Raw genomic sequence first — 25,689 nt, 5'->3', positions numbered from 1 at the left:
GGGCAAAACCTTGGGTCAAAAGCGGATCCCGGCGCGCACGTCACCGGTCATGGCCGCCTCGAGCGTCTCGACCGCCTTGTCGAGCTCGGCGCCGTCCGCGGCCGGCAGCTTCACCAGGAATCTCACGTACAGATCCCCCTGCTGACCGCCGCGCTTCACTCCCTTCTTGGTGAGGCGCACGGTTTGACCGCTCTGGGCGTGCTTGGGCACGGTGAGGCTCACTTCGCCGTCCGGCGTTGGAATGCGGACCTTGGCGCCCGCGTGCGCTTCTCCCACCGTCACCGGCAGATCGAGATACAGGTCGAGGCCCTTGCGTTCGAAGTTCGGGTGCGGCGTGACCCGAATCGTCAACACGAGATCACCGGCTGCACCGCCAAAGCCCGGCGAGCCGTGACCCGCGACCCGGACCTTGTCCCCGTCTCCGGCTCCGGGTGGAACACGCACGGTGACCTCACCGCCGCCCTCCTGAACCCGCAGGCTGAGGGAGGCGCCGCGAATGGCGCTGACGAAGTCGACCGTCACCTCCGCCGCCACGTCGGAGCCTTTTGTCGCGCGGCCGCGGCCGCGGTTCTGGTTGAAGAGATCTCCAAAGAACTCCCCGAAGCCGCTGCCATTGCCGCCGCCGCTCAGGATGTCGTCGAGGGAAAAACCCTGGGCGCCACCCCGACCGCGCCCCGAACGCTGGGCCCGCTTGTAGGCCCGCGCCGCGTCCACGTTGAACCCCTCACGCAGACCCTCTTCACCGAACTCGTCGTAGAGTTTTCGTTGCTTCGAGTCGCTCAGGACCTGGTAGGCGCGATTGACGGTCTTGAAGCGAGTCTCGGCCTTCTTGTCGCCGGGGTGGCGGTCCGGGTGCAGCTTCGCGGCCAGCTTTCGATAAGCCTTCTTGATCTCGTCCTCGCTGGCGCCCTTCGCGACGCCGAGCTCCCCGTAGAAATCCGTGGCCATGACTTCTCAGGCAGGAACCTACGCTCGGGATCGCCCTCTCGCAACGGGGCGTCCGCGATTCGGGCGTCCGGCGACGGTGGCGCTGGCGACCAGAGAGTCGGCGTCGGGGCCCGGGGGGTCGTCGCTGAAATCGGCGGTGAAACGCAGGTCCGAGAAGCCGTTGTAGTGCAGCAACGCCTCCATCTCGCGCGGGAAGAACTGGCGATGGGACAGGGGGACACTGGAGGCCTCGGCGCCCCCGCTCGGTGTCATCTCCATCCAGACCACGAGCAACTGGCGCAGCGGGTGGTACTCGAAGCGCTCGCGGTAGCGCGTCGTACGCTTGGTGATGGGATGTTTGAAGCTCGGGGCGCTGAACGCACGATTGGGGTCGAGCGCCAGATCCGCCGGCGCCGGTAGCGAGAAGTCGAAGACAAACCGCCCGCCCGGCGCGAGGTGTTCGCGCACCCGGGCGAAAAATTCCTCGATGTCGCGGCGCTCATACAGGTGGAGCACGGTGTTGAACGGGGCGATCACCAGGGGAAAACGCCGGCGTAGCCGCACGCTGCGCATGTCGCCGTGCACCGGCTCGATCAGCTCGCGAAGACCAGCGTGGGCGCGTCTCAGCTTTGCATCCAAGCTCTTCAGCATCGCTTCGGACAGGTCCACACCCACGACCTCGAAGCCGGAGCGGGCGAGGCTGATCGCAACCCGACCGTTGCCCACGCCGTACTCGAGCACCGGTCCGCCATGGCGTTTGGCGACCGACACGTAGTACGCAACGTCACGCCGCCGGGCGCGATACGCGAGATCGTAGTACGCCGGATCGTCGTAGTGCGCGCGCGCCCCCGCATCGCGCACGGCATCGACGTCGTCGATCACCGGCCGACGCTTGGCCATCAGAGCAGCTCACCCGATCAGAGTGTGCGATCGGTCGCGATGCACTCCGCGATGTACTCGCGCACGACGTCGTCGGCGGTGCGGTGGAAACGCACGCGGCCCTTGGCGATCTCGCGCAGGCTGACGACCGCCGGCTTGTTCTTGGCGTTGACCAGCTGCGGAGCACCCTTCATCAGCTGACGACAGCGCGTGGCCGCGAGCACCACCAGGGCGAAGCGGTTCTCTTCTTGCTCCAGGCAATCCTCGACAGTGACGCGTGCCATCTAGATCTAGCTCCTTGGAAGGGGGCGCGGACACTAGCCAAAGCCCCGAGTCCGCGCAACTCGCCGGCGATTGTCGGTGATTAGCCGCGCTTTGTGGGCGGTCGGCGGCGTCGGCGGAGGGCGCCGAGGGCGAGCGCCCCGAACAACCCCGCGAGTGCAAACCCCGTCGGTCGGGCGCCGACGCGACAGCCGCACCCGCCATCGTCGCTCGAGCTGTCCGACTTCTTGCCACCGGTCCCGGAGGACGTGCCGCCGCTCGAAGCACCACCGCTCGAAGCCCCACCGCTCGAAGCGCCACCACTCGAAGCTCCGCCCGCGCCGGCAACCCCACCCACGCCCGCGCCGCTCACCCCGCCCGCTGCAGTGCCCGCCGCGCCACCGCTCGAAGCACCACCGCCGCTCGGTGCGCCACCCGCGCCGGTACCCCCGGCGGCAGTGCCTCCCGAACCTCCTGCACCACCGGTGCCGCCGCTGCCCCCAGTGGCCGTTCCGTACTCGTAAGCGCCGATGTCGATGGTCCCGACGGTCGGACGCGCCTGCGCCGTACCCACCGCTTCGACCGTGTGCAGCGGCGGATGGAACGCCGCCCCGATCGGCGACACGAACGGGTACCCCACGGGGCTCACGGTATTCGGCGCGCCCTTGTCGACGAGCGGACTCGACGCGAGCAAGTGCACATCGAGGGTCGCCGCGTTCACGAAGCCGGGATCAGCGCCGTTCAAGCTGCCGGTCCATTGTGCCGGGGCGTTGGTCGAGCCGGTCTTGTACCAGTTGTTGCTGCCGGCAATCACCGCGCTGCCACTCTTCCAGTTGGCCTCGACCATGCGCACCAGGTTCACCGTGCCGGCGCCGGTGGCCCAGAACACGTTGTTGTGCATCTCGACGCTCTCGATGCCGTCGAACAGCCGAAAAACCGCGCTGCCGCCTGGTTGTGTGATCACCGTGTTGCTCACGAAGCGGTAACGACCAAAGGTCTGTCCGGTGCCGTCGCCGCCGAAGCGCGCCACGAACGTGGTGGCTCCCTTGATCAACACATTGCCGACCACGTCGGAGTCTTCACGCGCCAACGACTCGGTCTGCCCGTCCGGACCGATCAGCTCGAGCTCGTGGTAAACGGCGCCCTGGATCCAGTTGTAATAGATCTCGTTGCGCTCGGCCCGAGACTTCACGTTGTTGCCACCGTTCGCGTCGTGCACGTAACAGTGCTGCATGCGAAACACGCTCTTCGGGTGCGCGGTCTCGTCGGTGGCCATGTAAATCTGATGATCGAAGGTGCCGCCGCCGCACTTGTAGACCTCGACGTACTCGAGCAGCAGGGTTCCGGAGTCCGAGTCGGCTCCGAGCAGCCCGTGTTTGGGGCAGTCGTGGATCACCGAGTCGCGCAGTGCAATGTCGTCGGCGTGGTGATAAAAACAGCGGAAGGAGCCGGCCGTGAGCTCGAGCCCCTCGAACACGTAGTGGTCCCCTTGCGCTTCGATGGTGTTGGTGGCGCCGCTGATGACCGGCCGTTTGCCGTTCACGCGTAGACCGCGGATCGTGATCTTCTTGGCGGCGGTCCCCGCCTTCGCGAAGACGACACCGCCCGTGTAGGTCGCGTTGCCATCGACCTCGACGAGATCACCCGGAGCGAGCAGCCCGGCCACCGCGCTCAGCTGTTTGTATTGCTGGGTCGGACCGACCTTGTAGGTCGTGGCCGAAGCGAGCCCGGCGACGAAGAAACATCCCACCCCGAACAATCCAGCCGTCTTCCCGCGCATGTTCATGCCTCCCGGGCCGAAGGCTACGGGATTTCTGGTCCGACGGCATGCGGACTTCTCGTGCGGCCTCGGGTCCTCGCGACAATGAGCGCGTCACATTCCCGCGTCCGCCGGCGATGACCGGGTGTTGACGCGCTCGGTGCACCCGCTGGTGCCCCGCGCGTCAGCCGGCAACGCACGCCCGTTCATCGCGTGCGACTCGGAGGACTCGTGGCAGAGAGCTTTGCGCGCCGGTCGGCGCGTGGGTGCGGGAGTGTGTCTCGTGGTCGGCGTGGCCATCGTCGCGCTGACATCGGGTGGGGTGAAAGAAGCAGCGGCGCGGCGAGCCACGCGGCCGACCGTCCGCGCGAAAGCCCCGGCGGCCGAGGCCAAGGCGCCCGAGCTCCCGCCGCTGCCGGCGGGACCGGTGTACTTGAACGACGAACGGGGAACACCCAACGTGCTCGTGTATCCCGCGCGACGTGCCAGCGCATCACCGCGTCCCCCGCCGTGATGCTGCACGGCATGTGCGACGAGCCCGAGTGGGAGTGCCCACATTTTGCCAGCTCCACCACCGAAAACGGCTTCCTGGTGTGTCCGCGCGCCAACCTGCGCTGTGATGGCGGGGGTTCGATCTGGTCCTTCGACAAACGTTTTGGCGCAGCCATCGAGGCGAGCATCGCCCGCGCCGCCAGCGAGTTTCCCGAGCACGTCGCTGCCGGCGGCGCGCGCACCCTGATCGGATTTTCTCTGGGTGCGATCCGCGCCATCGATCTGGCGAACACCGGTGACGGACACTGGCGAAGTGTGATCGCCATCGGCGCGAAGGTTCACCCCCGGGCGAGCCAGCTGCGGCAGGCCGGAGTGCAACGAGTGGTGCTCGCCGCCGGGGAGCACGACATGATGAAGTGGTACATGGTGGGTGAGGCGAAGAAGCTCGCGCGCGCCGGCTTCCCGGTGGCGTTCATGAGCATGGGCAAAGTCGGCCACACCTTCCCGCGGGACCTCGAGCCGCGCATGAAGCGCGCCATCGCCTGGGCAAACGGCGACGACTCTGCCTTCGTGCCCAGCGAAAAGGGCGAGCTCGCGTTCACCGGAACGCCATGAGTGAGGGGTCCACGCTAGCCTGGCGAAACCATGGACGCCCGCCGCTTCGCCCCCGCCACCTCCCGAAATCGCGACCCCATCCTGGCCGTGCTCGCGCGGCTCGTCCCTGCGGGCGCGCACGTGCTCGAGATCGCCGCGGGCAGCGGCGAGCACGCCTGTTTTTTCGCCAGCCAACTCCCCGTCGCTAGCTGGCAGCCGACCGACCTCGACGCCGAGAGCCGCGCCAGCATCGACGCCTGGCGCAGCGCGGCCCACGCCGAAAAACTCCTGCCCGCCCTCGAGCTGGACGTCACGACGAACACACACCCCGCACACAGCGCGGATGTCGTGCTCTGCATCAACATGATCCACATCTCACCCTGGCAAGCGACGCTCGGCCTGATGGCCACGGCGGCGCGAGTGCTCCGTCCCGGCGGCGCACTGGTCTTGTACGGCCCCTATCGCAGAGACGGCGCCCACACGGCGCCCAGCAACGAGGACTTCGACGCCTCACTGCGTGGGCGTGATCCTCGCTGGGGCGTTCGCGATCTGGAGGAGGTCGTGCGCGCGGCGGCCGAGTGCGGCTTCAGCCACGAAGAAGTCGTGTCGATGCCGGCCAACAACCTGATGTTGATCTTCCGCGGGCCGAGCCCACGGAGCTAACCCTTCGGTGCCTCGACATAACGCGGTCGCCGCGCGGCGCGGGCTCGTGCCTTGTCCCGCTCGACGTCGCGGTTCTTCGGGGGCGCGTGAGTCTCGAGGCTCTCGAGCAGCTCCGTGGTGGCGTGTGCGACTCGTTCGATGGCGCGATCGAACGCGCGCTGGTTCGCACTCGCCGGTCGGGTGCTGCCGCTCACCTTACGGACGTACTGGAGCGCGGCGGCGCGGATCTCTTCTTCGGTGGTGGGCGGCTCGAAGTTGAAGAGCGGGCGAATGTTGCGGCACATGGGCTCCTCCGTTCTCGGAGAAGTCTAACGCCGCGCGGCAGCAGGAGAAGTGCCGCAATTTTCCGAATTTCATCGGGTCTATTCAACGGCCAAGAGCCCCGGTACCTTGATCGACTCGGGACCCCGCCCGCTGGGCGCGGCAGGAGACAAGACCATGAAGCTGAATCGTGAACAGTTCCTCGCCGCCGCCTTCGCCCTCAGCGCAACGGCCGGTGGGTGCAAGCTCGGCAGCAAGACCGACGACGTCGCCGCGCAAGCAGCGCCCGAGTCCCCGCAAGGACAGGCACAGCCGGCAGCCCCGGGTGAGGCGCCCGCGGGGGCACAGCCGGGTGAGTCCCCCGCAGGCGGAGCTGCGGATCCAAGCCGTGATCGCGCCGGCGCGGAGCGGGGAACCGCAGTGGCCCCGGGCACGCCGAGCAAGGGCCTCGTGGCGTCCCCTGCCAAGGAAGCGAACCTCGCGGGCACGCCCAGCAAGATCGCGGCACCCGCCAAGGAGATCGCGCCGCCTGCCAAGGAGATCGCGCCGCCCGCCAAGGAGATCGCGGCGCCCACCAAGGAGCTCAAGACGTCTCCAACCAAAGAAGCTCTGCCGGCACCGACCAAAGAGAAATACCCGCCGGCGCCGACCAAAGAGAAGTGACCCGCGCACGAGCTGCGCTCGCACTTCGGCGCGACCTCGGCCACAATCGGCTGGAGGTCGTTGCCCATGCTGCGCACACTCAACAACACCGTGTCGCGCGTTGCGCTGTGCTTCATGCTGCTGGTTTCGAGCGGCTGCGCTTGCGGTTCTTCTGACGACGCGAATCCGAGCAATGGTGGCGCCTCGGGCGGCGGCGGAATTGGCGGAGCGGGAGGCGCAGCAGGCGCTGCGGGGTCTGCCGCCGGCGGTGGCGCGGGGACGGGCGGCGGCGCGGGCGCGAGCGCGTGTGAGCCGAGCTCGACCGAGACGTGTGAGCCGTGTTCCGGCATCGGCTCACGCCGCTGCGCAAGCGATGGCAGTGGTTGGTCAGCCTGTGAGTGCACGACCTATGGCGAGGAGATCGCCGTCAGTCCCGGCGGCAACGACTCTGCTGCGGGCACCCTCGCGGCGCCGTTCGAGACGCTCGACCGCGCGAAACAAAAGGTCACGGAGCGGGTGGCGGCCGGGCTGAAGAGCGGCGGCATCGTGGTCTGGTTGCGGGAAGGCGTGTACACCGCGAGCGGCACGCTCACACTTGGCGCGAAGGAGTCAGGCAGCGACGGCAAGCCGGTGGTCTGGCGTGGTTATCCGGGAGAGCGCGCGCGCTTGGTGGGCGGCGCGAGCATCGCGCCGAGTGCGTTCAAGCCGATCAGCTCGAGCTCACCGATCTTCGCGCGCCTCGATGCGCCGGCTCAGGCCAAGGTGCTCGAGCTGCCGCTCCCATCCGTGGGAGTCACCAACTACGGCGCGCTCGCCCGGCGAGGGTTCTGCGCCGGAGCGTCGAAGGGCCCGCTCGAGCTGTTCGTCGACGGCGCACCCATGACCCTCGCGCGCTGGCCGGACGCCGGACAAAACGACGTGCAGACCGATCTCGAACAAGCGAACGCCGTCGACGTGTTCGGCAAACCGAGCCCGGACGTGACCGGTCACTACGTGAAGAGCGGCACCAAGGACGGAGTGTCGGCCTTCACACGACAGGGGCTGGTCGGCGGCCTGCAGTATCAGCTCTATCGCCTGACCTGGGACTACCAGAACAACACCTACACGGCCTGGTTCCTCACCACCGATACCTCGGGGTATCCGAGCGACACCCATCCCTGGTGGTCGCACTACGATCAGACCCTCGGCCAGATGAACCCCTCCGCCGGCGCCTCGGGCGACGTGTCGTTTCAAAATCCGGACGCCGTCAACCACGGCTTCGCGAGCATCAACGAGGCAATCTCGAGCACCGTCTGGCGTTACACCGGTGATCGCCCGAAACGCTGGGCCGATCCCACCGAGGTGTGGTTTCACGGTTTCTGGAAGTACGCCTGGGCGGACTGTCACGTGCCGACGGCAAAGATCGATCTGGCGACCCAGACGGTCACGCTCGGAGATTCACCGGGCTACGGCGTCGCGGCAGGCCAGCCCTACTACGCGTACAACATGCCCGAAGAGCTGAGCGTCCCCGGCGAGTACTGGGTCGATCGCAACACGGGCTCACTCTATCTCTGGCCGCCAGACAACTTCTCGTCCGCCGAGGTCGTGGTGTCGCTGCTCGAAGCGCCGCTCATGAGCCTGGACAGCGCGACCTTCGTGGAGCTGCGGGACTTCACGCTGGAGGCCGGGCGGAGTGAGCTGGTGCGGGTGAACGCAGGCTCCCACAATCAACTGGTGGGGCTCACGCTGCGCAACGCCGGCACCAACGCCGGCTCGATCTCCGGCACTGAGCAGCTCGTCCGCTCGTGCAACGTGTACGGCACCGGCAATGGCGGGTTCTCCGTCTCCGGCGGCGACCGGCCGTCGCTGACCCAGGGCAAAAACTCCGTGGAAAACTCGCATTTCCACGGGCTTTCCCGCTGGGAGTGGACCTACCGCCCAGCGGTTCGCCTGGACGGCGACGGCAACGCCGCGCGCAACAACACGATTCACGAGCTGCCGCACTCGGCGATCCTCTACGGCGGCAACGAGCACCAGATCGAGCGCAACCACATCCATCACGTGTGCCAGTTCTCGAGCGACGCCGGCGCCATCTACGCTGGCCGCGACTGGGGCGCGCGCGGCAACGTGATCCGCCACAACTTCATCCACGATCTGAGCACCTGGTTCGAGGGCTACGGAGTCCAGGGCATCTATCTCGACGACTGCCTCAGCGGCGTTCGGGTCGAGGGCAACGTGCTCTACAAGATCTCCGGCTACGGCATTCAGCACGGTGGCGGGCGGGACGACCTGCTGATCAACAACATCATGGCCAAGTGCGGCGGCGCGCTGACAGCCGACAGCCGCTGCACCACCTGGCTACCCAACGGTGAGCCCAACAACACCCCGGGAGACAGCTGGAACTTGCTCGAGAAGCTGAACGCCGTGGGTTACCAGAAGGAGCCCTGGGCCTCCCGCTGGCCGGAGTGCGCCGCCATCCCCAACGACTGGGCGGCCATCAGCTCGCCGCCCTCACACTGGCTCTTGCCCGAAGGCTCGCAGCTCTCGCGCAACGTGGGTTTTGCCAACGGCAAGTGGGCGAACGCGTCAGCCCAGACCTTCGCCGCCTATGCGAAGAACGCGGACAACCTCGAGGACATCGATCCACTGTTCGTCGACGAGGCGAATCTGAACCTCGAGCTCCTACCGAGCTCACCCGCCTTTGGCATCCCGGGCTTCGAGAAGATCCCGTTCGACACGATCGGAGTGAAGCCCTGAGCGCGGAAACCGCCGAGGGACGCGCAGCTTCATGCAGCGCGCTGTCCTGGAAATTCAGCACCTTCGCGATTGCGCTCGGGATCACCGCGTGTGGGTCCGACCCGGCACAGGAGGCGCCTTCGGTGGTCACTGGCGGCGCCGGGGGCATGGTCGTGGTCGGCGGCGCCGGGGGTGCAAGCGGCGGCGCGAGCAGCCGTGGGACGGGGGCTACGGCAACCGACGACCCAGAGGTGATGGTCGCTTCGTTCGTTGCCGAGACCGAAGCGGGTCGCGGTCCGGCGCTCGTCACCTTCCACAACGACACGGAGTTCACGCAGTCCCTGTGGGTCGGGCAAGCCGCATTCGTCGAGCTCCTGCCAGGGACCGTGGCGGGGCCCGAGCTCGCCGCCAGTGCCGCGGTCGAGGTCGATACGACCACGGGCAAACACAGCAGCTTCGGCTGCGTCGTCTATCACCTGGCCGAGTACACCGGGCCACAGCTCCTCGAACCCGGCAAGCACTACTCGATGTCGGTCAAGTACGTCGCAAACCTGGGCTTCGTCGGCACGCTGACGGGCGCGCCCGCCGACCCGTTCGTCGCGGTGCGAGCCGAGGTCCACGAGAGCAAACCCTCCAACTCCGTGAGGCCGTCGCAGGTCGCGCTGGAGTTTGGCGGAGCGCGCGGGAGCGTCGCGAGGTGGAGCACCTACGACGACACTCCAACGAACTACCTGCACATCGGGCCCACGGGGTTCAGCGGGAAGGTCAGCTTCACCGCCCGAACTGGCTCACACTACCAAACGAGCAGCACCGCCGAGCTCGCTGCCACGCCGGGCTACACGATCGTGATCGCCGAACAGCCGGTCAAGGGAGCGACCGCGACCCTGACGCTCGAGAGGCAGTGAAGCGCGCGCAAGCCTCCGCGCCTCAGTGCCGGCCGCGCGAAGGGCTCGAGGGCCCCTCGTCGACCCGGCAAGTCTCGCATGCTGGCGAAGAAGATGCGGCGGGTCGTTCGAGGCCCGTGGCCGCGGAGCGCGGCACGATACCGCGCGCGAGGAAACGCCGACCGATCGGCGACCGCCGCGAAGAACATCAGCATGAGCCCGAGCCTCCCCAGCAGCAGCCGGAACAACAGCCGACCCAGGATCGGGATCTTCGCCAGGCGGAGCGGTAGCGGGACGGGTGTGTCCGGGAAGATGTTGGTCGCCGCCACAGTGATCGACTGCACGCGGTCTCCGAGCCGACCTGCGACGAGAACGGCGGTCGGACCCCGAAGTCGAAACCGACCAGATGGAAGCGATCGACACCGCGCGCCCGGAGCAGGTCGATCACCACCGCGGCGTGTTGTTCGGCATGAAAATCTGCGGGAGCTTCTGGCGAGTCGCCGAAGCCGAGCAGGTCCGGCACCAGAACCCGACAGGTGGACCCCAAGCGCGCCCCAACCTCGGCGAAGGTGCCTCGCCAACCGGGGATGCCGTGCACAAGCACGACCCAGGGGCCGGAGTCGCCGTAGGTGTCGAAACTGAGCGGCCTCTCCGCCACCGGAGAAGAAGGCAGGGGAATCGGCGCGGAGCGAAGTGCAGAGGCGGTCAACGGAATCGTCATGCCCTGATCAACGATCGACAGCCGAAGATCGGATGAGCTATCTCCGCGCGCCCCGCGACCGGGTCGGGGCGGAGGAGAAGGGACCCGCCGTTCGGAGCGTCAGCGATGACGAGCTTGAAGGGGCGGAGGAGAAGGGATTCGAACCCCTGGTACCGTTCCCGGTACGGCGGTTTTCAAAACCGCTGCCTTAGACCACTCGGCCACTCCTCCAAGTTGTTGAACTGAAACTGCTTCTGCCGCTCCCTTTCCTGGTGCCGACGATTCGTGCCGACGATTCACTGTCGGCGGAATTCCACGTGGATGACTTTAGCGCCCTCTTGGGGCTGCGTCTCGGCCTGCGTGGTTCCGGATACGACGAGAGGAGCGGGGGCGAATCGCCAAGCGCGGTTAGCTCCGGAATGATCTGGTGGAGCGCCAAGAACGGGCCGAGGTGCTTGGCCGAATGAGATGACCCGGCTCCGGCTTCTTGGGCAAAGCCGGGAGGGTCAGGGCGAGGCCTAATCCGGGCCGGGTTCTGACTGGTCTTGCGCCTTCCAGCCCCGAGCGTATAGTGTTCACTGGATAGGAAATAGTTATGGCCGGCACGCTCACCACCAACGAGGTCGCAGCTCTGGTCGGGCTCGACGAAAGCCAGGTGCGGAAGGAAGTCGAGCACGGGCTCACCGGCAGCGGAAGTCCGCCCCGGTTCAGCTTCACCGATGCTGTCTACTTCGGTGCTCTTGCCATGCTCGGCCTCCACCTTGCGGTCGAGGACCGACGACGGCTGCACGAACTGGTCGCTCGTGGAATGTCCCGACCAAAGCTTCCTGAGCGGATCGAATGGACCCCCGTACTCGAATTGAGGATCGGGAAGGTTGCCGAAGTCATCGGTGATCGGCTCGAACACTTCGAGGCGTGGAAGTCGAAGCTCGTCGTCGATGAGCGCATCCTGGGAGGCGAGCCCGTCTTCCCGAAGAGCCGCCTTGCCGTGCGCAACATCGGCAAGCAATTGCTGCGTGGCGTTTCGGGCGACGCTCTCAGGGAGGACTACCCTTACTTGAAGCCAAGGGACATCGAGTTCGCCAAGTTGTACACGCTGGCGTACCCCCGGATGGGACGGCCTCGTGAACGTCAAGCTCCTGCTGGATGAGAACCTGTCCCCTCAGGTCGCCGACCGGCTCTGCAAGGAGGACGGCATCGACGCTTGTGGGGTTCGGGATCGGGGTCTTCTCGAAGCGACCGATGCCGAGGTTCTCGACCGGGCCTTCGCCGAAGATCGCATCCTCGTGACCAAGAACGTGGACGACTTCGACAAGCTTGCCCGGAGCCGGGAGCTTCATGCCGGGATCATCCTGATCGAGGATGGTGATCTTCCCCGGGACGACCAGCTTCAGGTTGTCCGGACGGCCGTCGCCACGATCCGATCCAGGACCGACATGGTGAACTGCGTCATCCGGATCCCCGTCGAAGGCACGCCCGTGTTCGAGGAGGTTCCCACCCCCGGCAACACGGGCGCTCGATGACGAGCTTGTGCTGGCTCACGTAGGTTGGTGGTCGGGGCATCGCTGCACCTCGACCGTCAGGTGGGCGGTGCGTCGACGAGCGTGCTCTCGATCGCGATCTCGCCGGTCAGCGTTTTGTGGACGGGGCACTTGCTCGCGATCTCCAGCAGGCGGGCGCGCTGGTCGGCGTCGAGAGGGCCGTGGAGCTGGATTCGGCGGCGAATGGCGAAGGCCGTCGAGGTGCGCTCGGCGTCCAGGGTCACCTCAGCCCGCTCCAGCGGCCAACCCTTGCGGTCCGCATACAGCTTCAGCGTCATCGACGTGCAGGCTCCCAACCCCGCCAGCACCAGCTCGTGCGGCGCGAGCCCAAGGTCATCGCCGCCACTCTCCTTCGGCTCGTCCGCGATGATCTCGAGCCCCCCGACCTGGACCCGCTGGCCAAACTTACCCGCGGCCGTGCTGACCGAAACACTGCGAATGCTCATGGGCGCAATGCATAGACACCGGTGAACCGGAACGCCACCCCATCACTGAATCAGGTCGCTCACGTCCACTCCACCTTTGGGATGCTTCTTGAGCCGCGCCTCGAGCTCGCGGGCAAACGGGTGCGCCGGATCGATCTCGCGCAGGTCAGCCACCAGCTCGGCCACACTCTCGCGATCTCCGAGCTGCGCCAACACCGTGGCCTGCTCTTCGGCGCGCGAGCTGAGCAGCGTGATCGTCGCGCGATCGCGATAGTCAGGAGTCTGCGCCGCCGCGAGCACGCGCCGGAACGGACGCCGACCCTTCTCGAGCGCCACCGTGCGATCCGAACGCCCGAACGCGTGCGGCGCAAAATGCAGCCAGAACGGTCGCGGGATCAGGTGATCGACCAGACGTCTGTCCCACGCCGGATCCAGCTCGACATACAATGGCCGAAGATCAGCCAGCGACGACAGCGCTCCCTCCGACGGCTCGCCGTTCACCGCCATGTCACGGATCAGCGGCGCCAACCCGGGCTCGAGCGCCAGGAGCTTCGACGCGACCGAACCCTTGCTGAGCAGCGGCAGCGGCACCACGACCACGTCGGGGCGTTCACCGCGCGCAACCCGCGCCGCCCACAGCCGCCATGCCACAGTCTCGGAACGCACCAGCAACAGACTCCGGTGCGGCAGCGCGCCGAGCGCCTCGTCAGTCCAGACCTCGGCCGCGTTCTGCGTGGTGCGGTCGGCAGGGAACCCCGAGTCCTCGGCCGTCACCAGCACGAGCGTGAAGTCGAACGCCACCAGGAGCCACGCCGCGTAGCGCGCCATCGGCACACTCGATCGCTGCAGCGTCACCGCCACAGTGTGCACGCCGAGGGCCGCCGCCGCCGCCAGGGCAGAGAGCGACAGCAGGCGCAGCGGCGTCAGCGAGTCCGCCGACAAGAGCCCGGCGCGGCTCGCGGGAAACACCACGTCCGCCACGATCAACGCGCCCAGCGGCACCGCGATCCAGCGCGTGCGACCGCGCACCAGGCCCCACACCAGACCGCCCAGCGCCAGCGCACAAGCGATCAACCCCACCTCGCTGAACCACGTCGCGAGCACGCCGCTCTGCTCCGCCGCGGCGTCGAGCCCCGACACACTCGCCGACGAAATCGTGTAGCCGAGGTGCACCCACGACCGCACGGCGAACGGGCGGACCGCCAGCGGGATCACACACAACACGATCACGAGCGCCGCGCCGCCGGCGCACAGGGCAAGACCCCGGCGCGGCGGCAGCTCGCCCAGCGCAAACACCTGCATCGCGAGCGCAACCACGAGCGCGCCCCCCGCCGTGTGACTCTCCATCGTCGTCAGGCCAATGAAGGCGCCGAACCCGAGCCAGACCCGAGCGTCGCGGGTGTCGGCGCTCGGGCGAAGCAAGAGCCCGCCGAGCACCAACGCCGCGGCCAGCGTGGAGCCGCCCGCAATCGTACCCTCGAGCTGCCAGGTCGGCGCGAGGGTTGCGGTCAACGCCGCCGCGAACGACAGCCACGGGATCAAGCGCGGCGTCCAAGCATTCTGCTCCAGCAAGCGCGCCGTGAGCGCGAACAAGAGCCGCGCCGCGATCGCGAGACACACCGCGCTCGGCAACGCCGCGCGCAGCACGCGCCCGCCGAGCGGCAAGAGCGAAGCCGCTTGCATGAGCACACTCGACAGGGTGCCTTCCCCGCCGATGGGCACGAGGCCGAGGGCGCGGACGATCGGAAGATCGTCGCGCCACTGCGTGAACGCACTGACGCGAGACAGCGTCACGAACAGGGGCACGGCGAAGGACAGCCACCCGAGGAGCGGGTACAGCCAATGCCGCTCCGGGCGGAGCAGTGGCGGCGCATCGCTTGCGGTCACCCCCGACGGTTACGATGCGCCGGGATTTCGGCCCAATTTCCGGAGCATGGCCCGGGCTTTCGGCGGGGCTTTTGGGCCAATCTTGCCGGGCTCTTGGGCGGATGGGCACGCCGCGCTAAAAGCGGTGCCCCCCGAAAGGACTCCCCTTGGCCCGCTTCATCGATGAGCTCAAGCGCACCCACTCGAACGACGCGCTCCGCGCAGCCAACCTCGACGAGGAGGTCGTCCTCTTCGGCTGGGTCGACAGCCGCCGCGACCACGGCTCGCTCATTTTCGTCGACCTCCGAGACCGGGAGGGCCTGACTCAGGTCGTGTTCGACCCCGACGCCTCCCAGGAGGCGCACGATCTGGCCGAGCAGGTCCGCAGCGAGTGGGTGATCGGCATCCGCGGCCGGGTGCGCTCCCGCGGCGAGCAGTTCAGCAAGAAGGAGAACAAGCTGGTGTCGGCCACCAACCCGAACCTCCACACCGGAGAGATCGAGGTCGTGGTGACCGAGGCCACCATCTTCAACAAGGCCGAGACGCCGCCCTTCGAGATCACCGACGACATCGACACCCGCGAAGAGGTGCGCCTGCAGTACCGCTACCTGGACCTGCGCCGCCGGCCGCTGCAGCGCGCGCTGCGCATGCGCCACACCATCAACCAGGCAACCCGCAACTATCTCTCGGGCCAGGGCTGCCTCGAGATCGAGACGCCTTTCCTGGTCAAGTACACGCCGGGTGGCGCGCGCAACTTCCTGGTGCCTTCGCGGCTCAACGCCGGAAAGTTCTACGCACTGGCGGAGAGCCCGCAGATCTTCAAGCAGCTGTTCATGGTCGCCGGCTACGAACGCTACTTCCAGATCGTGCGCTGTTTCCGTGACGAAGATCTGCGCCTCGATCGCCAGCCGGAGTTCACGCAGATCGATCTCGAGATGAGCTTCGTGAACCAGGACGACATCTTCTCCATGGTCGAAGGCCTGGTGTTCGCCATCTGGCGCGAGGGGCTCGGCATCGATCTGCACGAACTCTTCCCCGACGGGCGCTTCCCGCGCATGAAGTTCGAGGACTCCATGCGCGACTACGGCAACGACAAGCCGGACATCCGCTTCGGGATGAAACACATCGACCTGACCGACCTGATCATCGAACACAACGGCGGCGGCGTGCCGTTCTGGCAGCCCATTGCCGAGAAATTCAAGACCGGCGTGCACCGCCGGGAGCTGCCGGCGGAGATCGTCAAGGCCATGGTCGTGCCGGGTGACGCGGGTTTTTCCCGGACCGACACCGACAAGCTCGAGCAGCTCGCCAAGAGCATGGGCGCCGCGGGCCTGGCCCGGGCGAAGGTCGCCGCCGACGGCTCTTGGACGCAGTCACCCTTCGCCAAGACCATCGAGCCCGGACTGCGGGAGGCGATCAACGCCGCCTGCGGCGCGAAGGAGAACGACCTCATCATCTTGCAGTTCGGCAAGGCGAGTGTGGTCCACACGGTGCTCGCCAACCTGCGCGTGCACATCGCCAAGAAGCTGGGACTGATCCCCGAGGTCGGACACGGCGATCGTTACCAGTTCCTGTGGGTCGTCGATCCGCCGCTGTTCGAGTGGGACGAAGACGGCAAACGCTGGGGCGCCGCGCACCACGCGTTCACGCGCCCGCACGACGAGAGCGTGCCGCTGCTCGAGACCGATCCGGGCATGGTCCTCTGCCATCGCTACGACCTGGTCCTGAACGGCTTCGAGATCGCCGGCGGCAGCATCCGCCTGCACGACCCCGAGGTTCAGCGCCGGGTGTTCAAGTCGCTGGGGATCTCGGACGAACAAGCGCAAGAGAAGTTCGGCTTCCTGCTCTCGGCCTTGCGCTACGGCGCGCCGCCCCACGGCGGCATCGCCCTGGGCATGGATCGCCTGGCCATGCTGGCCGCCGGCAGCGACAGCATCCGGGACGTGATTGCCTTCCCCAAGACCCAAAAGGGCACGGACGTCATGAGCGACGCACCGAACAACGTGAGCCCAGAGCAGCTCGCCGACCTGCACATCCGAACGGTCAGCGAGGACGGCTGAGCTTCTTGCGGCTCCGAGCTTGGCCGGCCGGGTCGGGTTTTGTGGCGGGTTTTCCCCTCATCACGATGACCAGGCCGGCGCGCTCGAGCGCGTCGAACACCGGCAGCCCGGTTGGAACGACCGCCGCGCCAGGCGTCCGTGGTCTCCCCTTCTTGCGCAGGTCTGACATGACCCGCCTAGAATAGCGCGGAGCGATGGGCGCGCGCATCCTCGTCGTCGACGACAGTCCCACGATCCGCAAGGTCGTGGCGTCGATCTTGACGTCAGAAGACTACGAGGCGGTCACCGCTGACGACGGCCAGGACGCGCTGTCCAAGCTCAAGGCCGGCGAGCCCATCGATCTCGTGCTGCTCGACTTCGTGATGCCGCGCATGAACGGCTACCAGTTCTGCCGCGAGCTCCGCGCGCAGCCGGACCGCGCGAACATGCCCGTCGTCCTGATGAGCGCGAAGGGTGACCGCATCCGAGGTCAGTTCGTCCAGCAGACCGGCGCCATCGATGCCATCACCAAGCCGTTCGACGCGCGCGGACTGATCGCGGTGGTCGAAGGCGCGCTCAAGAAACACGAAGAAGGTCGCGGGCGCCCGGTGCCCGAAGCGGGCGCCATGCCCGACGACGAGACCATCGCCGAGGTCATGGCACCGAGCCTGAGCGCGCCGAGTGATGACCCCGCGCTGCGCCGCATGCAGACCGCGATGGAGTTCTCCGCCGCGCTGGTCCGGATGGTGCAACCGGCGCTGGCGCAGATCTCCGGTGTGCCGGCCGACACCACCAAGCTCTTCACCGACGCCATCGTGCGCACCATCACCCCGGACAACATGGGGTCGCTCACCAGCCTGCTGCGGACCCTGGACTTCGGCGAGAACACTCAGGAGGTGTTGTCCGGTGACGTCTCCGTGATCTCGATCGCCGAAATCTTGCAGCTTTTGCACCTTCAGCACCAGTCCGGCGGGCTCGTCATCTCCAACAAGAAGAGCGAGATCACCCTGTTCGTACGCGAGGGCAACGTCGACTTCGCGCGCTCGCGCGGGGTGCGCGACGAATTTCTGCTGGGGCGCTATCTGGTCGAGTCGTCAGCCATCAGCCGCGAAGATCTGGACACCGTGCTCGGGCAACGCTCGGGCTCCCGCCGCCTGCTGGGCGACGTGCTGAAAGAGCTGGGGCTGGTGGAGCCCGAGGCGGTCACCCACGCCATCACGCGCCAGGCCTCCGAGCTCGTGTACGAGGTCGTGCGCTGGAAGACCGGTCGCTTCACCTTCACCGTCGGCATCCCGCCGGAGGTGTCCACCGTACGTCTGGGGTTGTCCACGAGTGCGCTGGTCATGGAGGGCTTCCGCCGCGTGGACGAGTGGCGTTTGATCGAGGGCACGTTCGACTTCGAGGAGACCATTGCTCGAGACGAGGGCGCCATCGAGCGCGTGGGGAGTGACTCGAAGCTGACGAAGCGCGAACAAGCCGTGCTCGAGTCCATCGACGGGGAGCGTACCGTGCGCGAGATCGTCGACTTCATGGAAGGCAGCTCGTTCGAGGTGTGCAAGATCATTTACCAGTTCTTGAACTCACGCCTGGTGCGAAGGCGGAGTGCTTCCTGATGTCGTCGGGCGCGGGGCTCGTGCTCTTGGTCCGGGGAGAAGCCCGGTTTTTGCCGGCGATTCTGGTCCAGAGTGTGCAAACGATGCCGCGTCTCTCTCCGGTACCAGGCAGCTCACTCAGGCTGTCGTGGGTCGGCGGCCGAGTGATCCCCGTCGCAGCCATTGGTGAGGGCGGCCCGCACCTCGTGGTCTGCCTCGCAGACGGCGAGGTCGTCGGGCTCGGCGGCGTCGAGGTGGAACGTTCGGGCTTCTTCTCTCCCAGCGGCGACGGCGTGCTGCTCGACGGGCAGACCGTGCCGCCGCTCGACGTCACGGCCGAGCTCGAGCGCGCGGGCGGACATGAGACCGCGACCGGAGCCCACTCATGAATCGCACCGAGCGCTGGCTGGGTACCGTGCGTGAGCTCCTGACCGGCGAGCGCTCCCGAGCACGCGGTGACAGCGTCGACGACGCACGCCTGTTCCGGGCGTTCGCGGCAGCGGAGCGCGCGGCGGAAGTGGCGCTCGGCGCCAGTCAGTCGGCAGGTGCGAGCTCCGCGCAGCAGAGGAACGCACTGGACGCGGCGGCAGACGCGCTGACCCTGTTGTTTTCGCGGGCCCAGAGCGCGCGTTCGAGCGTGGCGGCGGCCCGGGACTCCCTCGATCAGATCCGGTTGATCGCCCTGAACGCCGGCCTGGAAGGTGCGCGCCTGGGTGACCCCCTGGGCAAACCTCTGATCATGGTGGCCGAAGAGATGCGCAATCAGTCGCTCCGCGCGCTGGCGGCCCTGGATCAGCACACGGCGCTGCTGGACCACGGTGATCGCGAACGCGACAAACTCCGCGAGCAGGTCCAGGCCGCACAGCAGCGCACTGCCGAGGTCGCTCGCGATCTGTTGCAGACTCAGGCCGCGCAGCGCGACGTGTCGTCGGCCCTCGGGGAGGTTGGCCAGCGCGTGAAAGAGGTGACCCGCACCGATCCCGAGACGGCCGCGCTCGTGGGTGACGCCGCCGATCATGCGCGCGCGCTGATGGTCTCGCTGTCGTCGCTGGCAACCAAGCCGCATCGTGCGTCGCTGATCGGTTCGCTCGGGCCCACGTTGGGACCGCTGATCAAGTTGCTGCGCGAGGAGTTCCGCGGCGATCTGGGCGGCGAGCAGTGAGTCGGGAAGATCTCGACGCCCTTCTTGCACAGGAGATCCGCCGTCGACTCGCGTTGATCGGCTCGGGCGAAGCCGACCCGCGAGATTTGAGAGCCGCGCTGCACACCCTCAAGGGTTCGGCGGCGATGGCGGGCCACGGGGATCTCGCGCTGGTCATCGCGCAGCTCTCGGCGCGCGTGCGTGGCGGCGAGGCGGGCGCTGCCGGTGCCGCGGCCAGAATGTTGACTGAGGTCGCGGCGCGGCTCGGCGAGGGCAAGCCGCCCTTCGCGACGGTCTGGCCCGAGCCACCGCCCGGCCTCGGCCCGTCGACGGTCAACCCCGCGTACCGCGCGGAGTACCTGGCCGCTGTTCGTGAGCGGTTCGAGGAGCTGTCCGCGGTCGCAGACGAAGATCCGACCCGCGCCGGCGTCGAACGCGCGATCCGCACGCTGCACTCGATCAAAGGCACGGCCGCAGCGGTCGGGGACGACCTGACGGCTTGGTACTGCCACGGCCTCGAGGCCTCGCTCAAACGGCCGGGGGTCGAGCCGCGGGTCACGCTCGCGGAGCTGGCCCGTCACGGCAGCTTGCTCGCGACCATGGTCGAAGACGGCGCGGGCGCGCTGGAAATTCTGCGCGGCTCGTCGGGTCAAGCGCCGCCGCCATCGGCGCACAACAGCGCCCCGCCACCCGCCACCCGGCGCCCATCGGTGCAGCCCGAGGACGACACGGGGGAACACACCGTGCGAGTGCAGGGGGTCTCGCTCGAACGCGTGCTCGAACGCGTCGAGCTGATCCGCCTGGCCCACGACGAAGTCGCGGGAGCTTCTTCGGCGACGGAGCGAGAGTCGGCTCGCCTCGGAGAGCTTCGCCGCACGCTGATCGAAGCGCTGCGTTTGCTCGGTCCACCTCGGCCCTGGGGACCGCCGGCCAAGGCGTTGGTCAGCATCGAAGGCGTGGCTCATGCGCTCGGTGCGACCGCGGAAGATCTCGCTCGAGGCAGCGCCCTCGGGCGGCGCGGTGCGGAACGCATGCGCGCCGCCGCCGAGGACGTAAGACGTGAGATCGGCCTGGTGCGCCGCACGACCTTGTCGGCGGTGCTCACCCGAGTTGGCGCAGCCGCCGAACGCCTGGCCGAGCGCGAAGGTCGCGACGTGCGCGTGGTGATCTCTGCCACCGATGCCCCAGTGGAACGGGAGGTCGCCGAGCGCCTGGTCGACCCCTTGATGCAGCTCGCGCGCAATGCGCTGGCCCACGGCATCGAGCCCACCAGCGAGCGCGCCGCGCGAGGCAAGAGTCCGACCGGAACCCTGCGGCTCTCGGGCTCGAAGATCGGGAATTTCCTGCATATCGTGTGCGAAGACGATGGCCGGGGAGTGGACATCGAGTCGGTGCGAAGCTCGGCGATCGCGAGCGGCTCCATCAGCACCGAGGCGGCCCGTGGCGCCAGCGACGACGAGTTGCTCTCGCTCTTGTTCGTGCCGGGGCTCACGACCAAACGTGAGGCGGACTTGTTGGCGGGACGTGGCGTGGGTCTCGACCTCGCGCTCAACACCGTGCGACGACTGGGCGGAACGATTCGCCTCGAACGGATCCCCGGCAGCGGGCTCCGCGCCACGCTGGAGCTCCCCATCGAACGCTGGACCACGGACGTGCTCTGGCTCAACGCCGGGGCGTGGAACGTCGCGCTGCCCGTCAATTTCAGCGGGCGGCTGTCGCGGGTCGATCCCAAAAAACCGCCGGTACACCTGCTGGCTTGCCTGGGCGAGGAAGCACCCAATCCACCGCGCCTGTCCCTCGAGCTCTCGCTGCGGGGGATCCCGACCGTCAGCGTCGGCATCGACGCAGTCGGCGAAGTCGAGGAGTGCAGCTTGCGCCCGCTGCCGACGCTCTTGTCGCAGAGTGGCCCCTTCAGCGGCGCCATTCTGCGCGGCGACGGCTCGCTGCTCTTGGCCTTGGACGCAGCGCTGCTCGCCGTCCGGGCGTGGGCGCTCGGCTGAGCTTGAAAGCCGGCGCGGGCGAGGCAAAGCTCCGGGCACGATGATCGTCGAGCCGATGCGAGCGAGCGACCGTGAGCGGGTCGACTGGATCGCGCGCGAGGCCGGTCAAAACCTGGACGTTGCCGCGGAAGAGGCCCGCAGCTTCGGCCGCCTCACCGTGGCGCGCGAGGGCCACGAGCAGGCGGCCCTGGGAGTGCTCTCGTGCTGGGCCGTCGCCGACGAGCTCCACGTGATCAACCTGGCCACACACCCCGGATTTCGCCGTCGCGGCGTGGCGCGCGCACTCCTCGACGACGCCCTCACACAAGCCGCGCGCGATCGGCGGCGTCTCGTGCTACTGGAGGTGCGCCGCACGAACCAGGCGGCGATCCAGCTGTACCGCCAGCTCGGTTTCACCGTGGCGGCGGTCCGGCGCGGGTACTACGCGGACAACTCCGAGGACGCCATCGAGATGATGCTCGCCATTGATCCAGACACCGGGCTGTTCTTGTCGGGCCACGACGAGATCGAGCTCGAGGAGGCTTGAGACATGGCATCACCCACCCTACCTCGTCGTGCTCAAATCGTGGCGCCGCTGCTGCGCCGCGAGAGTGTCGGGGACGCCTACCACGTGCTGACGTTCGACGCGCGACACGAGGGCGAGGCGCTGCCGGGCCAGTTCGTGATGGTGCGCGGCGAAGAGTGGGGAGACGCGCCGCTCTTGCCGCGACCGATGAGTTATCTCTCAGGCGGGCCGACGCCGTCGATTCTGATCAAGGTCGTGGGTGAGGGCACCACGCGCATGGCCCGCGCCGAACCCGGTGAGCCGTTTTCGCTGCTGGGCCCGCTCGGTGTGCCGTGGCGACCCGCCGCCGAAAATCGCCGGCAGATCCTGGTCGCGGGCGGAGTGGGCGTGGCGCCGCTCCTCTACCTCGCGCGCGCGCTAAAGGCCGCGGGCCAAAGCCCGATCGCCGTCTACGGCGCCCGCACCAAGAACGATCTGCCGCTCGACGACGATCTGGCGGAGGTCTCCGAGGTTCACGTGACGACCGAAGACGGCTCGCGCGGAACGAAGGGGCGAGTGACGGACGTGCTCGATGCGCTGTTGAAGGAAGACACCGAGGTCTTCACCTGCGGTCCCGATCGCATGATGGCGGCGGTCGCGGCGATTTGCGCGCGCCGGGACGTGCCGTGCGAGGTCTCGGTCGAGACGCCGATGGCCTGCGGTTACGGCGTGTGCCTGGGATGCCCGATCCCCTCGGCTGACGGCGGTTACTTGTATGCGTGTATGCAGGGGCCGTGCATCGACGCGCGCCGCATCGACTGGAGTCGAGCGGATCACGCACCGCGCCGCTCACAAGACACGGAGAGGCCGGAAGCATGAGTTTGCTCGCGGTCAACGTTGGAGGGCTCGAGCTGCGAAACCCGGTGCTCACCGCCTCCGGAACCTTCGGCTACGGCCTCGAGTACGACGACTTCTTCGACGTCGCCGAGCTCGGCGGCATCTGCACCAAGGGCCTCAGTCTGCACCCACGCGCGGGCAACGCACCGGAGCGCATCTGTGAGACGCCCGCGAGCATGTTGAACGCCATCGGTCTGGCCAACGTCGGGGTCGAGGCGTTCTGCCGGGAAAAACTGCCCACGCTGCGCGCCCGCGGGATCACCGTGGTGGCCAACATCTTCGCCAGCACCACCGAAGATTTCGTGGCCATCACCGAGCGCCTCGACTCCGAGTCGGGGGTGCATGCGCTCGAGCTCAACGTCTCGTGTCCCAACGTCTCACACGGCGGCATCGAGTTCGGCAAAGATCCTCGGCTGGCCGCTCAGGTCACGAGCGCCGTGCGCAAGGCGACGAAGCTGCCGGTGTGGGTCAAGATGAGCCCCGAAGCGGGGGACATCGCGGCGGTCGCCAAGGCCTGTGAAGACGCAGGCGCCGACGCCATCACCGCCATCAACACGATCCGCGGCATGACCATCGACATCAACACCGAGCGGCAGCGGCTCGCGAATCGCACCGGCGGGTTCAGTGGCCCGGCGCTCCGGCCGATCGCGCTCCGGATCGTCTACGACCTGGCGAGCGCGGTCTCGATTCCAATCATCGGCATCGGAGGCATCTCCAACTGGCGGGACGCCGTCGAGTTCCTGCTGGCCGGTGCCACGGCGATTCAGGTGGGGACGGCGAGCTTTGCTGATCCGTGCGCCGCCAAGAAGGTCCTGACCGGGCTCGAGGCCCACCTCCGCGCCCGCGGGCTGACGGCGAGAGAGCTGATCGGACGCGCCCGCCAGTGAGGAAGCCCATGTTGCGACGACTGCTGATGACCTGCGCCTTGCCTCTCTGCGCCGCGTGCCCCTCCAACGGTTCGGGCGGCGGACAAGAGAACCAGAACCAGCCCAGCCCCAACGCCAGCATCTTGCCGGCTCCGCTGGCATCGGGCGCCGAGCTCAAGGCTGCAAAGACCGACGCCGGCCGTGGCGGGATCCCGGCGGACTCCGCCGGTCGGCTCATCGTCCCCGAGGCGGGTCCACCCGAACCGACTGCGATGCGCGAAGACGAGGCGCTGCCCCGCGACACGCTGAGCGCGAAGGACGGGACCGGGGTGACGCTGGAGGCCCGCTTCAAATGGCTGGATGTGCCCGGGCCCAACAGCGTGCCCGAGCTCTCGAATGACGCGCTGAAGAAGGCTCGCGAGAAGACCGCGCTGAACGTGACGGTGGATCTCGCGCCGGCTGGCCGCATGCGCTTCGTGTTTGCGTCGGCGTCGTTCCCGGTTCCGTCCGGCGCGGAGCTGCGTGCCCAGACCGAACGTTATGGTCACGTCCTGGTGTGGCCGGACGGCAACCTCTACCGCATCCTGGGCGCCGGCACCTTGCGTGCATTGCTGTCAGAGCGTCGCGCCGACGCCCTGCCACTCGCCCGCGCGAAGCCGGTGAGCAAAGGCAAAGGCAACTACCTGGGCCTCGAGACGAGCAAGCTGCAGGTCAGCACACCGGTGGGTGACATTTCACTCGAGCTCGCGCCCGTGCTGAACGTCGGCCGCTCCGGCGAGCTCCTGTGTCGATTGTTGTTGGATCTCGTCGCCATCGACCCCGCTGCAAAGATCTGCGCCGATGGGTTGACACCGCTGCGCGCAGAGATGCGTTGGCCGCAAGGCGGGAAGCTCGCCTTCGACGTCGGCGCCATCTTGCGCAAACCCGAGCTGCCGTTTGGTTTTCTGTTCGTGCCGCCCGCGGGCGCTAGCTTCCGCCCCGGAGAGCTGCCCCCGCAGGCAGCAGGCGTGCTCTTTTCGCGGGACGAGCTGGCGGCCTTCCACACCAAACCCATGGCCGGCGAAGTTGAGAAAGACGCTCCGGGGGAGGGATTGCTCGCGGTCAACCGCACGGACTCGGTGCGCTACGTGCTGCTCGATGGCGTGCCGGTCGCGTGGATTCAGCCAAAATCGGAGCAGTTCTTGATCGGGCCGCTGCCCGGTCGTTACTCGGTGTCGTTCCGTGACTTTCTGGGCGGGGCCATCGAACCGGCGCGTGTCGTTCAGCTACCTGCGCGGATCAGCGTCGGCGCAGAAGACGCCGGCACACCCGCACCGTGAGCCAGGCCTCACGCCTCGCCGATCGGTCGGCCCACCACCGAGTAGTCAGCGGGACCGTAGCTCACCTTGTCGAGGCCAGCACGCTTGAGCTCGACCTTCAGCTGGTCGGCGGCGATCTCGATCACCTCGAAGCGCGTAGCTAGCATCCAGTATTCGTCCTCGCTCACCGGCGGCAGCTCGGCGAGCCTGCGCTCGAGCGCCTCGCCGTCCTCCCGATCGAGCACCAGCTCCGATGACGGACCGTCGTGATCCGACGACTGGTAGATCGCATCCCAGGCGAAGGCCATCGGATCGAAGGCGAGGTACATCTCTTCGAAACAAATCTGCCAGCCGCGAACCACGGTCTCGGACGCGTACCAGAAGCAGGGCATGGTCCTGCGCACCACCTCGCCGAAGTAAGCCCCCGCGCTCCGAGTCACGAGCTCCATGAGCTCGGGCCTGTCGCGTGCGTTCTCGCGGACCGTCCCGAGGTAGTGGTCGAGGACCGGGAGTGTCTCCGGCGAGTAGTCGAGCTCCACGCCCAGGGCGCTGATTACGTACTGTCGCGCGGCCTCTGCCAGCTCGATGATTTCGTCCGGCGGGAGGTCGGGGAGCTCGCCTTGCGGGGTAGGGTCGCCATCTTTCTCGGGGTCCATCGCGCTTGCCACGCCCGAGCTTAGCCCCAAAACCTGCCCTTTCGCGGAGCTGCACGCCCGGCCAGCCCAGCCGGCGCTGACTTACGGGCTTGCCGCGACCGACGAAT

The 25,689-nt window shown here is 67.7% G+C and carries 27 protein-coding genes and 1 tRNA gene; 17 read left to right on the top strand and 11 right to left on the bottom strand.

Translation table 11 applies throughout. The features are described from left to right. Positions 1–15 precede the first annotated feature (15 nt). From IPI67_00800 to IPI67_00785, 4 genes are all read right to left on the bottom strand, one after another. Entirely contained in the window at positions 16–948 is a 933-nt protein-coding gene (locus IPI67_00800; GenBank protein MBK7578715.1) for a J domain-containing protein, read from the bottom strand. An 18-nt stretch (positions 949–966) separates the two neighbouring features. Continuing rightward, positions 967–1,827 carry a class I SAM-dependent methyltransferase gene (locus IPI67_00795; GenBank protein ID MBK7578714.1) on the bottom strand — a complete coding sequence of 287 codons (861 nt, stop codon included), beginning with the start codon at positions 1,825–1,827 and terminating at the stop codon, positions 967–969. A 17-nt stretch (positions 1,828–1,844) separates the two neighbouring features. Further along, positions 1,845–2,090, bottom strand: coding sequence for a DNA-directed RNA polymerase subunit omega (locus IPI67_00790; GenBank protein ID MBK7578713.1), 246 nt, complete (start codon positions 2,088–2,090; stop codon positions 1,845–1,847). 80 nt (positions 2,091–2,170) lie between these two features. After that, complete coding sequence (locus IPI67_00785) at positions 2,171–3,847, bottom strand: hypothetical protein (GenBank protein ID MBK7578712.1); 1,677 nt, start codon at positions 3,845–3,847, stop codon at positions 2,171–2,173. A gap of 124 nt (positions 3,848–3,971) precedes the next feature. Between IPI67_00785 and IPI67_00780 the strand changes: the two genes are divergently transcribed. Genes IPI67_00780 through IPI67_00770 form a run of 3 tightly spaced genes read left to right on the top strand, consistent with a single transcriptional unit; the run spans position 3,972 to position 5,575 of the window. Then, positions 3,972–4,340 (top strand): hypothetical protein, encoded by a 369-nt coding sequence (locus IPI67_00780; GenBank protein MBK7578711.1) that lies wholly within the window; start codon positions 3,972–3,974, stop codon positions 4,338–4,340. Positions 4,341–4,351: 11 nt separating this feature from the next. Continuing rightward, positions 4,352–4,933: a hypothetical protein gene (locus tag IPI67_00775; GenBank protein MBK7578710.1), complete on the top strand. Its 582-nt coding sequence runs from the start codon at positions 4,352–4,354 to the stop codon at positions 4,931–4,933. 30 nt (positions 4,934–4,963) lie between these two features. Then, positions 4,964–5,575 (top strand): DUF938 domain-containing protein, encoded by a 612-nt coding sequence (locus tag IPI67_00770; GenBank protein ID MBK7578709.1) that lies wholly within the window; start codon positions 4,964–4,966, stop codon positions 5,573–5,575. Here IPI67_00770 and IPI67_00765 read toward each other — a convergent pair. Then, complete coding sequence (locus tag IPI67_00765) at positions 5,572–5,859, bottom strand: DUF2277 domain-containing protein (GenBank protein ID MBK7578708.1); 288 nt, start codon at positions 5,857–5,859, stop codon at positions 5,572–5,574. The two genes, IPI67_00770 and IPI67_00765, sit on opposite strands and share 4 nt — an antisense overlap. Before the next feature lie 154 nt (positions 5,860–6,013). Here IPI67_00765 and IPI67_00760 point away from each other — a divergent pair, with 154 nt between their 5' ends. The 3 genes from IPI67_00760 to IPI67_00750 all read left to right on the top strand — a co-directional run bounded on the left by IPI67_00760 (position 6,014) and on the right by IPI67_00750 (position 10,098). Beyond that, positions 6,014–6,499, top strand: coding sequence for a hypothetical protein (locus IPI67_00760; GenBank protein ID MBK7578707.1), 486 nt, complete (start codon positions 6,014–6,016; stop codon positions 6,497–6,499). A 66-nt stretch (positions 6,500–6,565) separates the two neighbouring features. After that, positions 6,566–9,214, top strand: coding sequence for a right-handed parallel beta-helix repeat-containing protein (locus IPI67_00755; protein MBK7578706.1), 2,649 nt, complete (start codon positions 6,566–6,568; stop codon positions 9,212–9,214). A 122-nt stretch (positions 9,215–9,336) separates the two neighbouring features. Beyond that, the gene (locus tag IPI67_00750) at positions 9,337–10,098 is read left to right on the top strand and encodes a hypothetical protein (protein MBK7578705.1); all 762 of its coding nucleotides are present in this window, start codon (positions 9,337–9,339) and stop codon (positions 10,096–10,098) included. Positions 10,099–10,285: 187 nt separating this feature from the next. Here IPI67_00750 and IPI67_00745 read toward each other — a convergent pair whose 3' ends face one another. Together IPI67_00745 and IPI67_00740 are read right to left on the bottom strand one after the other, a co-directional pair. Beyond that, entirely contained in the window at positions 10,286–10,798 is a 513-nt protein-coding gene (locus tag IPI67_00745) for an alpha/beta fold hydrolase (protein MBK7578704.1), read from the bottom strand. 123 nt (positions 10,799–10,921) lie between these two features. Continuing rightward, positions 10,922–11,008: transfer RNA gene (locus IPI67_00740), tRNA-Ser, on the bottom strand. A gap of 364 nt (positions 11,009–11,372) precedes the next feature. Here IPI67_00740 and IPI67_00735 point away from each other — a divergent pair. Next, positions 11,373–11,927, top strand: coding sequence for a DUF433 domain-containing protein (locus IPI67_00735; GenBank protein MBK7578703.1), 555 nt, complete (start codon positions 11,373–11,375; stop codon positions 11,925–11,927). Next, the gene (locus IPI67_00730; GenBank protein ID MBK7578702.1) at positions 11,902–12,300 is read left to right on the top strand and encodes a DUF5615 family PIN-like protein; all 399 of its coding nucleotides are present in this window, start codon (positions 11,902–11,904) and stop codon (positions 12,298–12,300) included. Before IPI67_00735 ends, IPI67_00730 begins: the two co-directional genes overlap by 26 nt. A gap of 56 nt (positions 12,301–12,356) precedes the next feature. Here the strand turns inward: IPI67_00730 and IPI67_00725 are convergent, their stop codons facing one another. Together IPI67_00725 and IPI67_00720 are read right to left on the bottom strand one after the other, a co-directional pair. Beyond that, on the bottom strand, positions 12,357–12,764 hold the full coding sequence (locus IPI67_00725) for an OsmC family protein (GenBank protein ID MBK7578701.1): 408 nt from the start codon (positions 12,762–12,764) through the stop codon (positions 12,357–12,359). A 42-nt stretch (positions 12,765–12,806) separates the two neighbouring features. Further along, entirely contained in the window at positions 12,807–14,630 is a 1,824-nt protein-coding gene (locus tag IPI67_00720; GenBank protein ID MBK7578700.1) for a hypothetical protein, read from the bottom strand. A gap of 146 nt (positions 14,631–14,776) precedes the next feature. On the opposite strand from IPI67_00720, the gene aspS reads away from it, so the two are divergent. After that, a complete protein-coding gene (aspS, locus tag IPI67_00715) occupies positions 14,777–16,669 on the top strand; it encodes an aspartate--tRNA ligase (GenBank protein MBK7578699.1) in 1,893 nt (630 codons plus the stop codon). Here the strand turns inward: aspS and IPI67_00710 are convergent. Beyond that, positions 16,653–16,838 (bottom strand): hypothetical protein, encoded by a 186-nt coding sequence (locus IPI67_00710; GenBank protein MBK7578698.1) that lies wholly within the window; start codon positions 16,836–16,838, stop codon positions 16,653–16,655. The two genes, aspS and IPI67_00710, sit on opposite strands and share 17 nt — an antisense overlap. Before the next feature lie 25 nt (positions 16,839–16,863). Here IPI67_00710 and IPI67_00705 point away from each other — a divergent pair, with 25 nt between their 5' ends. The 8 genes from IPI67_00705 to IPI67_00670 are packed head-to-tail and all read left to right on the top strand — an operon-like array spanning position 16,864 to position 24,947. Continuing rightward, a complete protein-coding gene (locus IPI67_00705; protein ID MBK7578697.1) occupies positions 16,864–18,261 on the top strand; it encodes a response regulator in 1,398 nt (465 codons plus the stop codon). Next, the gene (locus IPI67_00700; GenBank protein ID MBK7578696.1) at positions 18,261–18,629 is read left to right on the top strand and encodes a hypothetical protein; all 369 of its coding nucleotides are present in this window, start codon (positions 18,261–18,263) and stop codon (positions 18,627–18,629) included. The genes IPI67_00705 and IPI67_00700 overlap by 1 nt, the downstream gene beginning before the upstream one ends. Then, positions 18,626–19,402, top strand: a complete 777-nt coding sequence (locus IPI67_00695) for a methyl-accepting chemotaxis protein (GenBank protein ID MBK7578695.1) — start codon at positions 18,626–18,628, stop codon at positions 19,400–19,402. Before IPI67_00700 ends, IPI67_00695 begins: the two co-directional genes overlap by 4 nt. Further along, positions 19,399–21,381 (top strand): Hpt domain-containing protein, encoded by a 1,983-nt coding sequence (locus IPI67_00690; protein ID MBK7578694.1) that lies wholly within the window; start codon positions 19,399–19,401, stop codon positions 21,379–21,381. The genes IPI67_00695 and IPI67_00690 overlap by 4 nt, the downstream gene beginning before the upstream one ends. 55 nt (positions 21,382–21,436) lie before the next feature. Next, a complete protein-coding gene (locus IPI67_00685) occupies positions 21,437–21,907 on the top strand; it encodes a GNAT family N-acetyltransferase (GenBank protein ID MBK7578693.1) in 471 nt (156 codons plus the stop codon). Positions 21,908–21,910: 3 nt separating this feature from the next. Continuing rightward, on the top strand, positions 21,911–22,744 hold the full coding sequence (locus tag IPI67_00680; GenBank protein MBK7578692.1) for a dihydroorotate dehydrogenase electron transfer subunit: 834 nt from the start codon (positions 21,911–21,913) through the stop codon (positions 22,742–22,744). Then, positions 22,741–23,649: a dihydroorotate dehydrogenase gene (locus tag IPI67_00675; protein MBK7578691.1), complete on the top strand. Its 909-nt coding sequence runs from the start codon at positions 22,741–22,743 to the stop codon at positions 23,647–23,649. The genes IPI67_00680 and IPI67_00675 overlap by 4 nt, the downstream gene beginning before the upstream one ends. A gap of 8 nt (positions 23,650–23,657) precedes the next feature. Further along, positions 23,658–24,947, top strand: coding sequence for a hypothetical protein (locus tag IPI67_00670; GenBank protein ID MBK7578690.1), 1,290 nt, complete (start codon positions 23,658–23,660; stop codon positions 24,945–24,947). A gap of 8 nt (positions 24,948–24,955) precedes the next feature. On the opposite strand, the gene IPI67_00665 is transcribed toward IPI67_00670, so the two are convergent. Continuing rightward, positions 24,956–25,594: a hypothetical protein gene (locus IPI67_00665; protein MBK7578689.1), complete on the bottom strand. Its 639-nt coding sequence runs from the start codon at positions 25,592–25,594 to the stop codon at positions 24,956–24,958. Positions 25,595–25,689: the final 95 nt, after the last annotated feature.

It is taken from the genome of Myxococcales bacterium, from assembly GCA_016706225.1.
In the GTDB taxonomy this organism is placed as follows: Bacteria; Myxococcota_A; Polyangia; order Polyangiales; family Polyangiaceae; genus JADJKB01.
Note: the sequence above shows the minus strand (reverse complement) of the source record. Positions and strands in the feature narration are given on the sequence as shown.

Coding starts and splice junctions, on each gene's coding strand:
- IPI67_00710 (MBK7578698.1), bottom strand. CDS start 16,838: ATGTCAGACCTGCGCAAGAAGGGGAGACCACGGACGCCTGGCGCGGCG.
- IPI67_00800 (MBK7578715.1), bottom strand. CDS start 948: ATGGCCACGGATTTCTACGGGGAGCTCGGCGTCGCGAAGGGCGCCAGC.
- IPI67_00725 (MBK7578701.1), bottom strand. CDS start 12,764: ATGAGCATTCGCAGTGTTTCGGTCAGCACGGCCGCGGGTAAGTTTGGC.
- IPI67_00760 (MBK7578707.1), top strand. CDS start 6,014: ATGAAGCTGAATCGTGAACAGTTCCTCGCCGCCGCCTTCGCCCTCAGC.
- IPI67_00670 (MBK7578690.1), top strand. CDS start 23,658: ATGTTGCGACGACTGCTGATGACCTGCGCCTTGCCTCTCTGCGCCGCG.
- IPI67_00675 (MBK7578691.1), top strand. CDS start 22,741: ATGAGTTTGCTCGCGGTCAACGTTGGAGGGCTCGAGCTGCGAAACCCG.
- IPI67_00755 (MBK7578706.1), top strand. CDS start 6,566: ATGCTGCGCACACTCAACAACACCGTGTCGCGCGTTGCGCTGTGCTTC.
- IPI67_00700 (MBK7578696.1), top strand. CDS start 18,261: ATGTCGTCGGGCGCGGGGCTCGTGCTCTTGGTCCGGGGAGAAGCCCGG.
- IPI67_00765 (MBK7578708.1), bottom strand. CDS start 5,859: ATGTGCCGCAACATTCGCCCGCTCTTCAACTTCGAGCCGCCCACCACC.
- IPI67_00785 (MBK7578712.1), bottom strand. CDS start 3,847: ATGCGCGGGAAGACGGCTGGATTGTTCGGGGTGGGATGTTTCTTCGTC.
- IPI67_00795 (MBK7578714.1), bottom strand. CDS start 1,827: ATGGCCAAGCGTCGGCCGGTGATCGACGACGTCGATGCCGTGCGCGAT.
- IPI67_00745 (MBK7578704.1), bottom strand. CDS start 10,798: ATGACGATTCCGTTGACCGCCTCTGCACTTCGCTCCGCGCCGATTCCC.
- IPI67_00705 (MBK7578697.1), top strand. CDS start 16,864: ATGGGCGCGCGCATCCTCGTCGTCGACGACAGTCCCACGATCCGCAAG.
- IPI67_00695 (MBK7578695.1), top strand. CDS start 18,626: ATGAATCGCACCGAGCGCTGGCTGGGTACCGTGCGTGAGCTCCTGACC.
- IPI67_00790 (MBK7578713.1), bottom strand. CDS start 2,090: ATGGCACGCGTCACTGTCGAGGATTGCCTGGAGCAAGAAGAGAACCGC.
- IPI67_00770 (MBK7578709.1), top strand. CDS start 4,964: ATGGACGCCCGCCGCTTCGCCCCCGCCACCTCCCGAAATCGCGACCCC.
- IPI67_00680 (MBK7578692.1), top strand. CDS start 21,911: ATGGCATCACCCACCCTACCTCGTCGTGCTCAAATCGTGGCGCCGCTG.
- IPI67_00775 (MBK7578710.1), top strand. CDS start 4,352: ATGTGCGACGAGCCCGAGTGGGAGTGCCCACATTTTGCCAGCTCCACC.
- IPI67_00735 (MBK7578703.1), top strand. CDS start 11,373: ATGGCCGGCACGCTCACCACCAACGAGGTCGCAGCTCTGGTCGGGCTC.
- IPI67_00685 (MBK7578693.1), top strand. CDS start 21,437: ATGCGAGCGAGCGACCGTGAGCGGGTCGACTGGATCGCGCGCGAGGCC.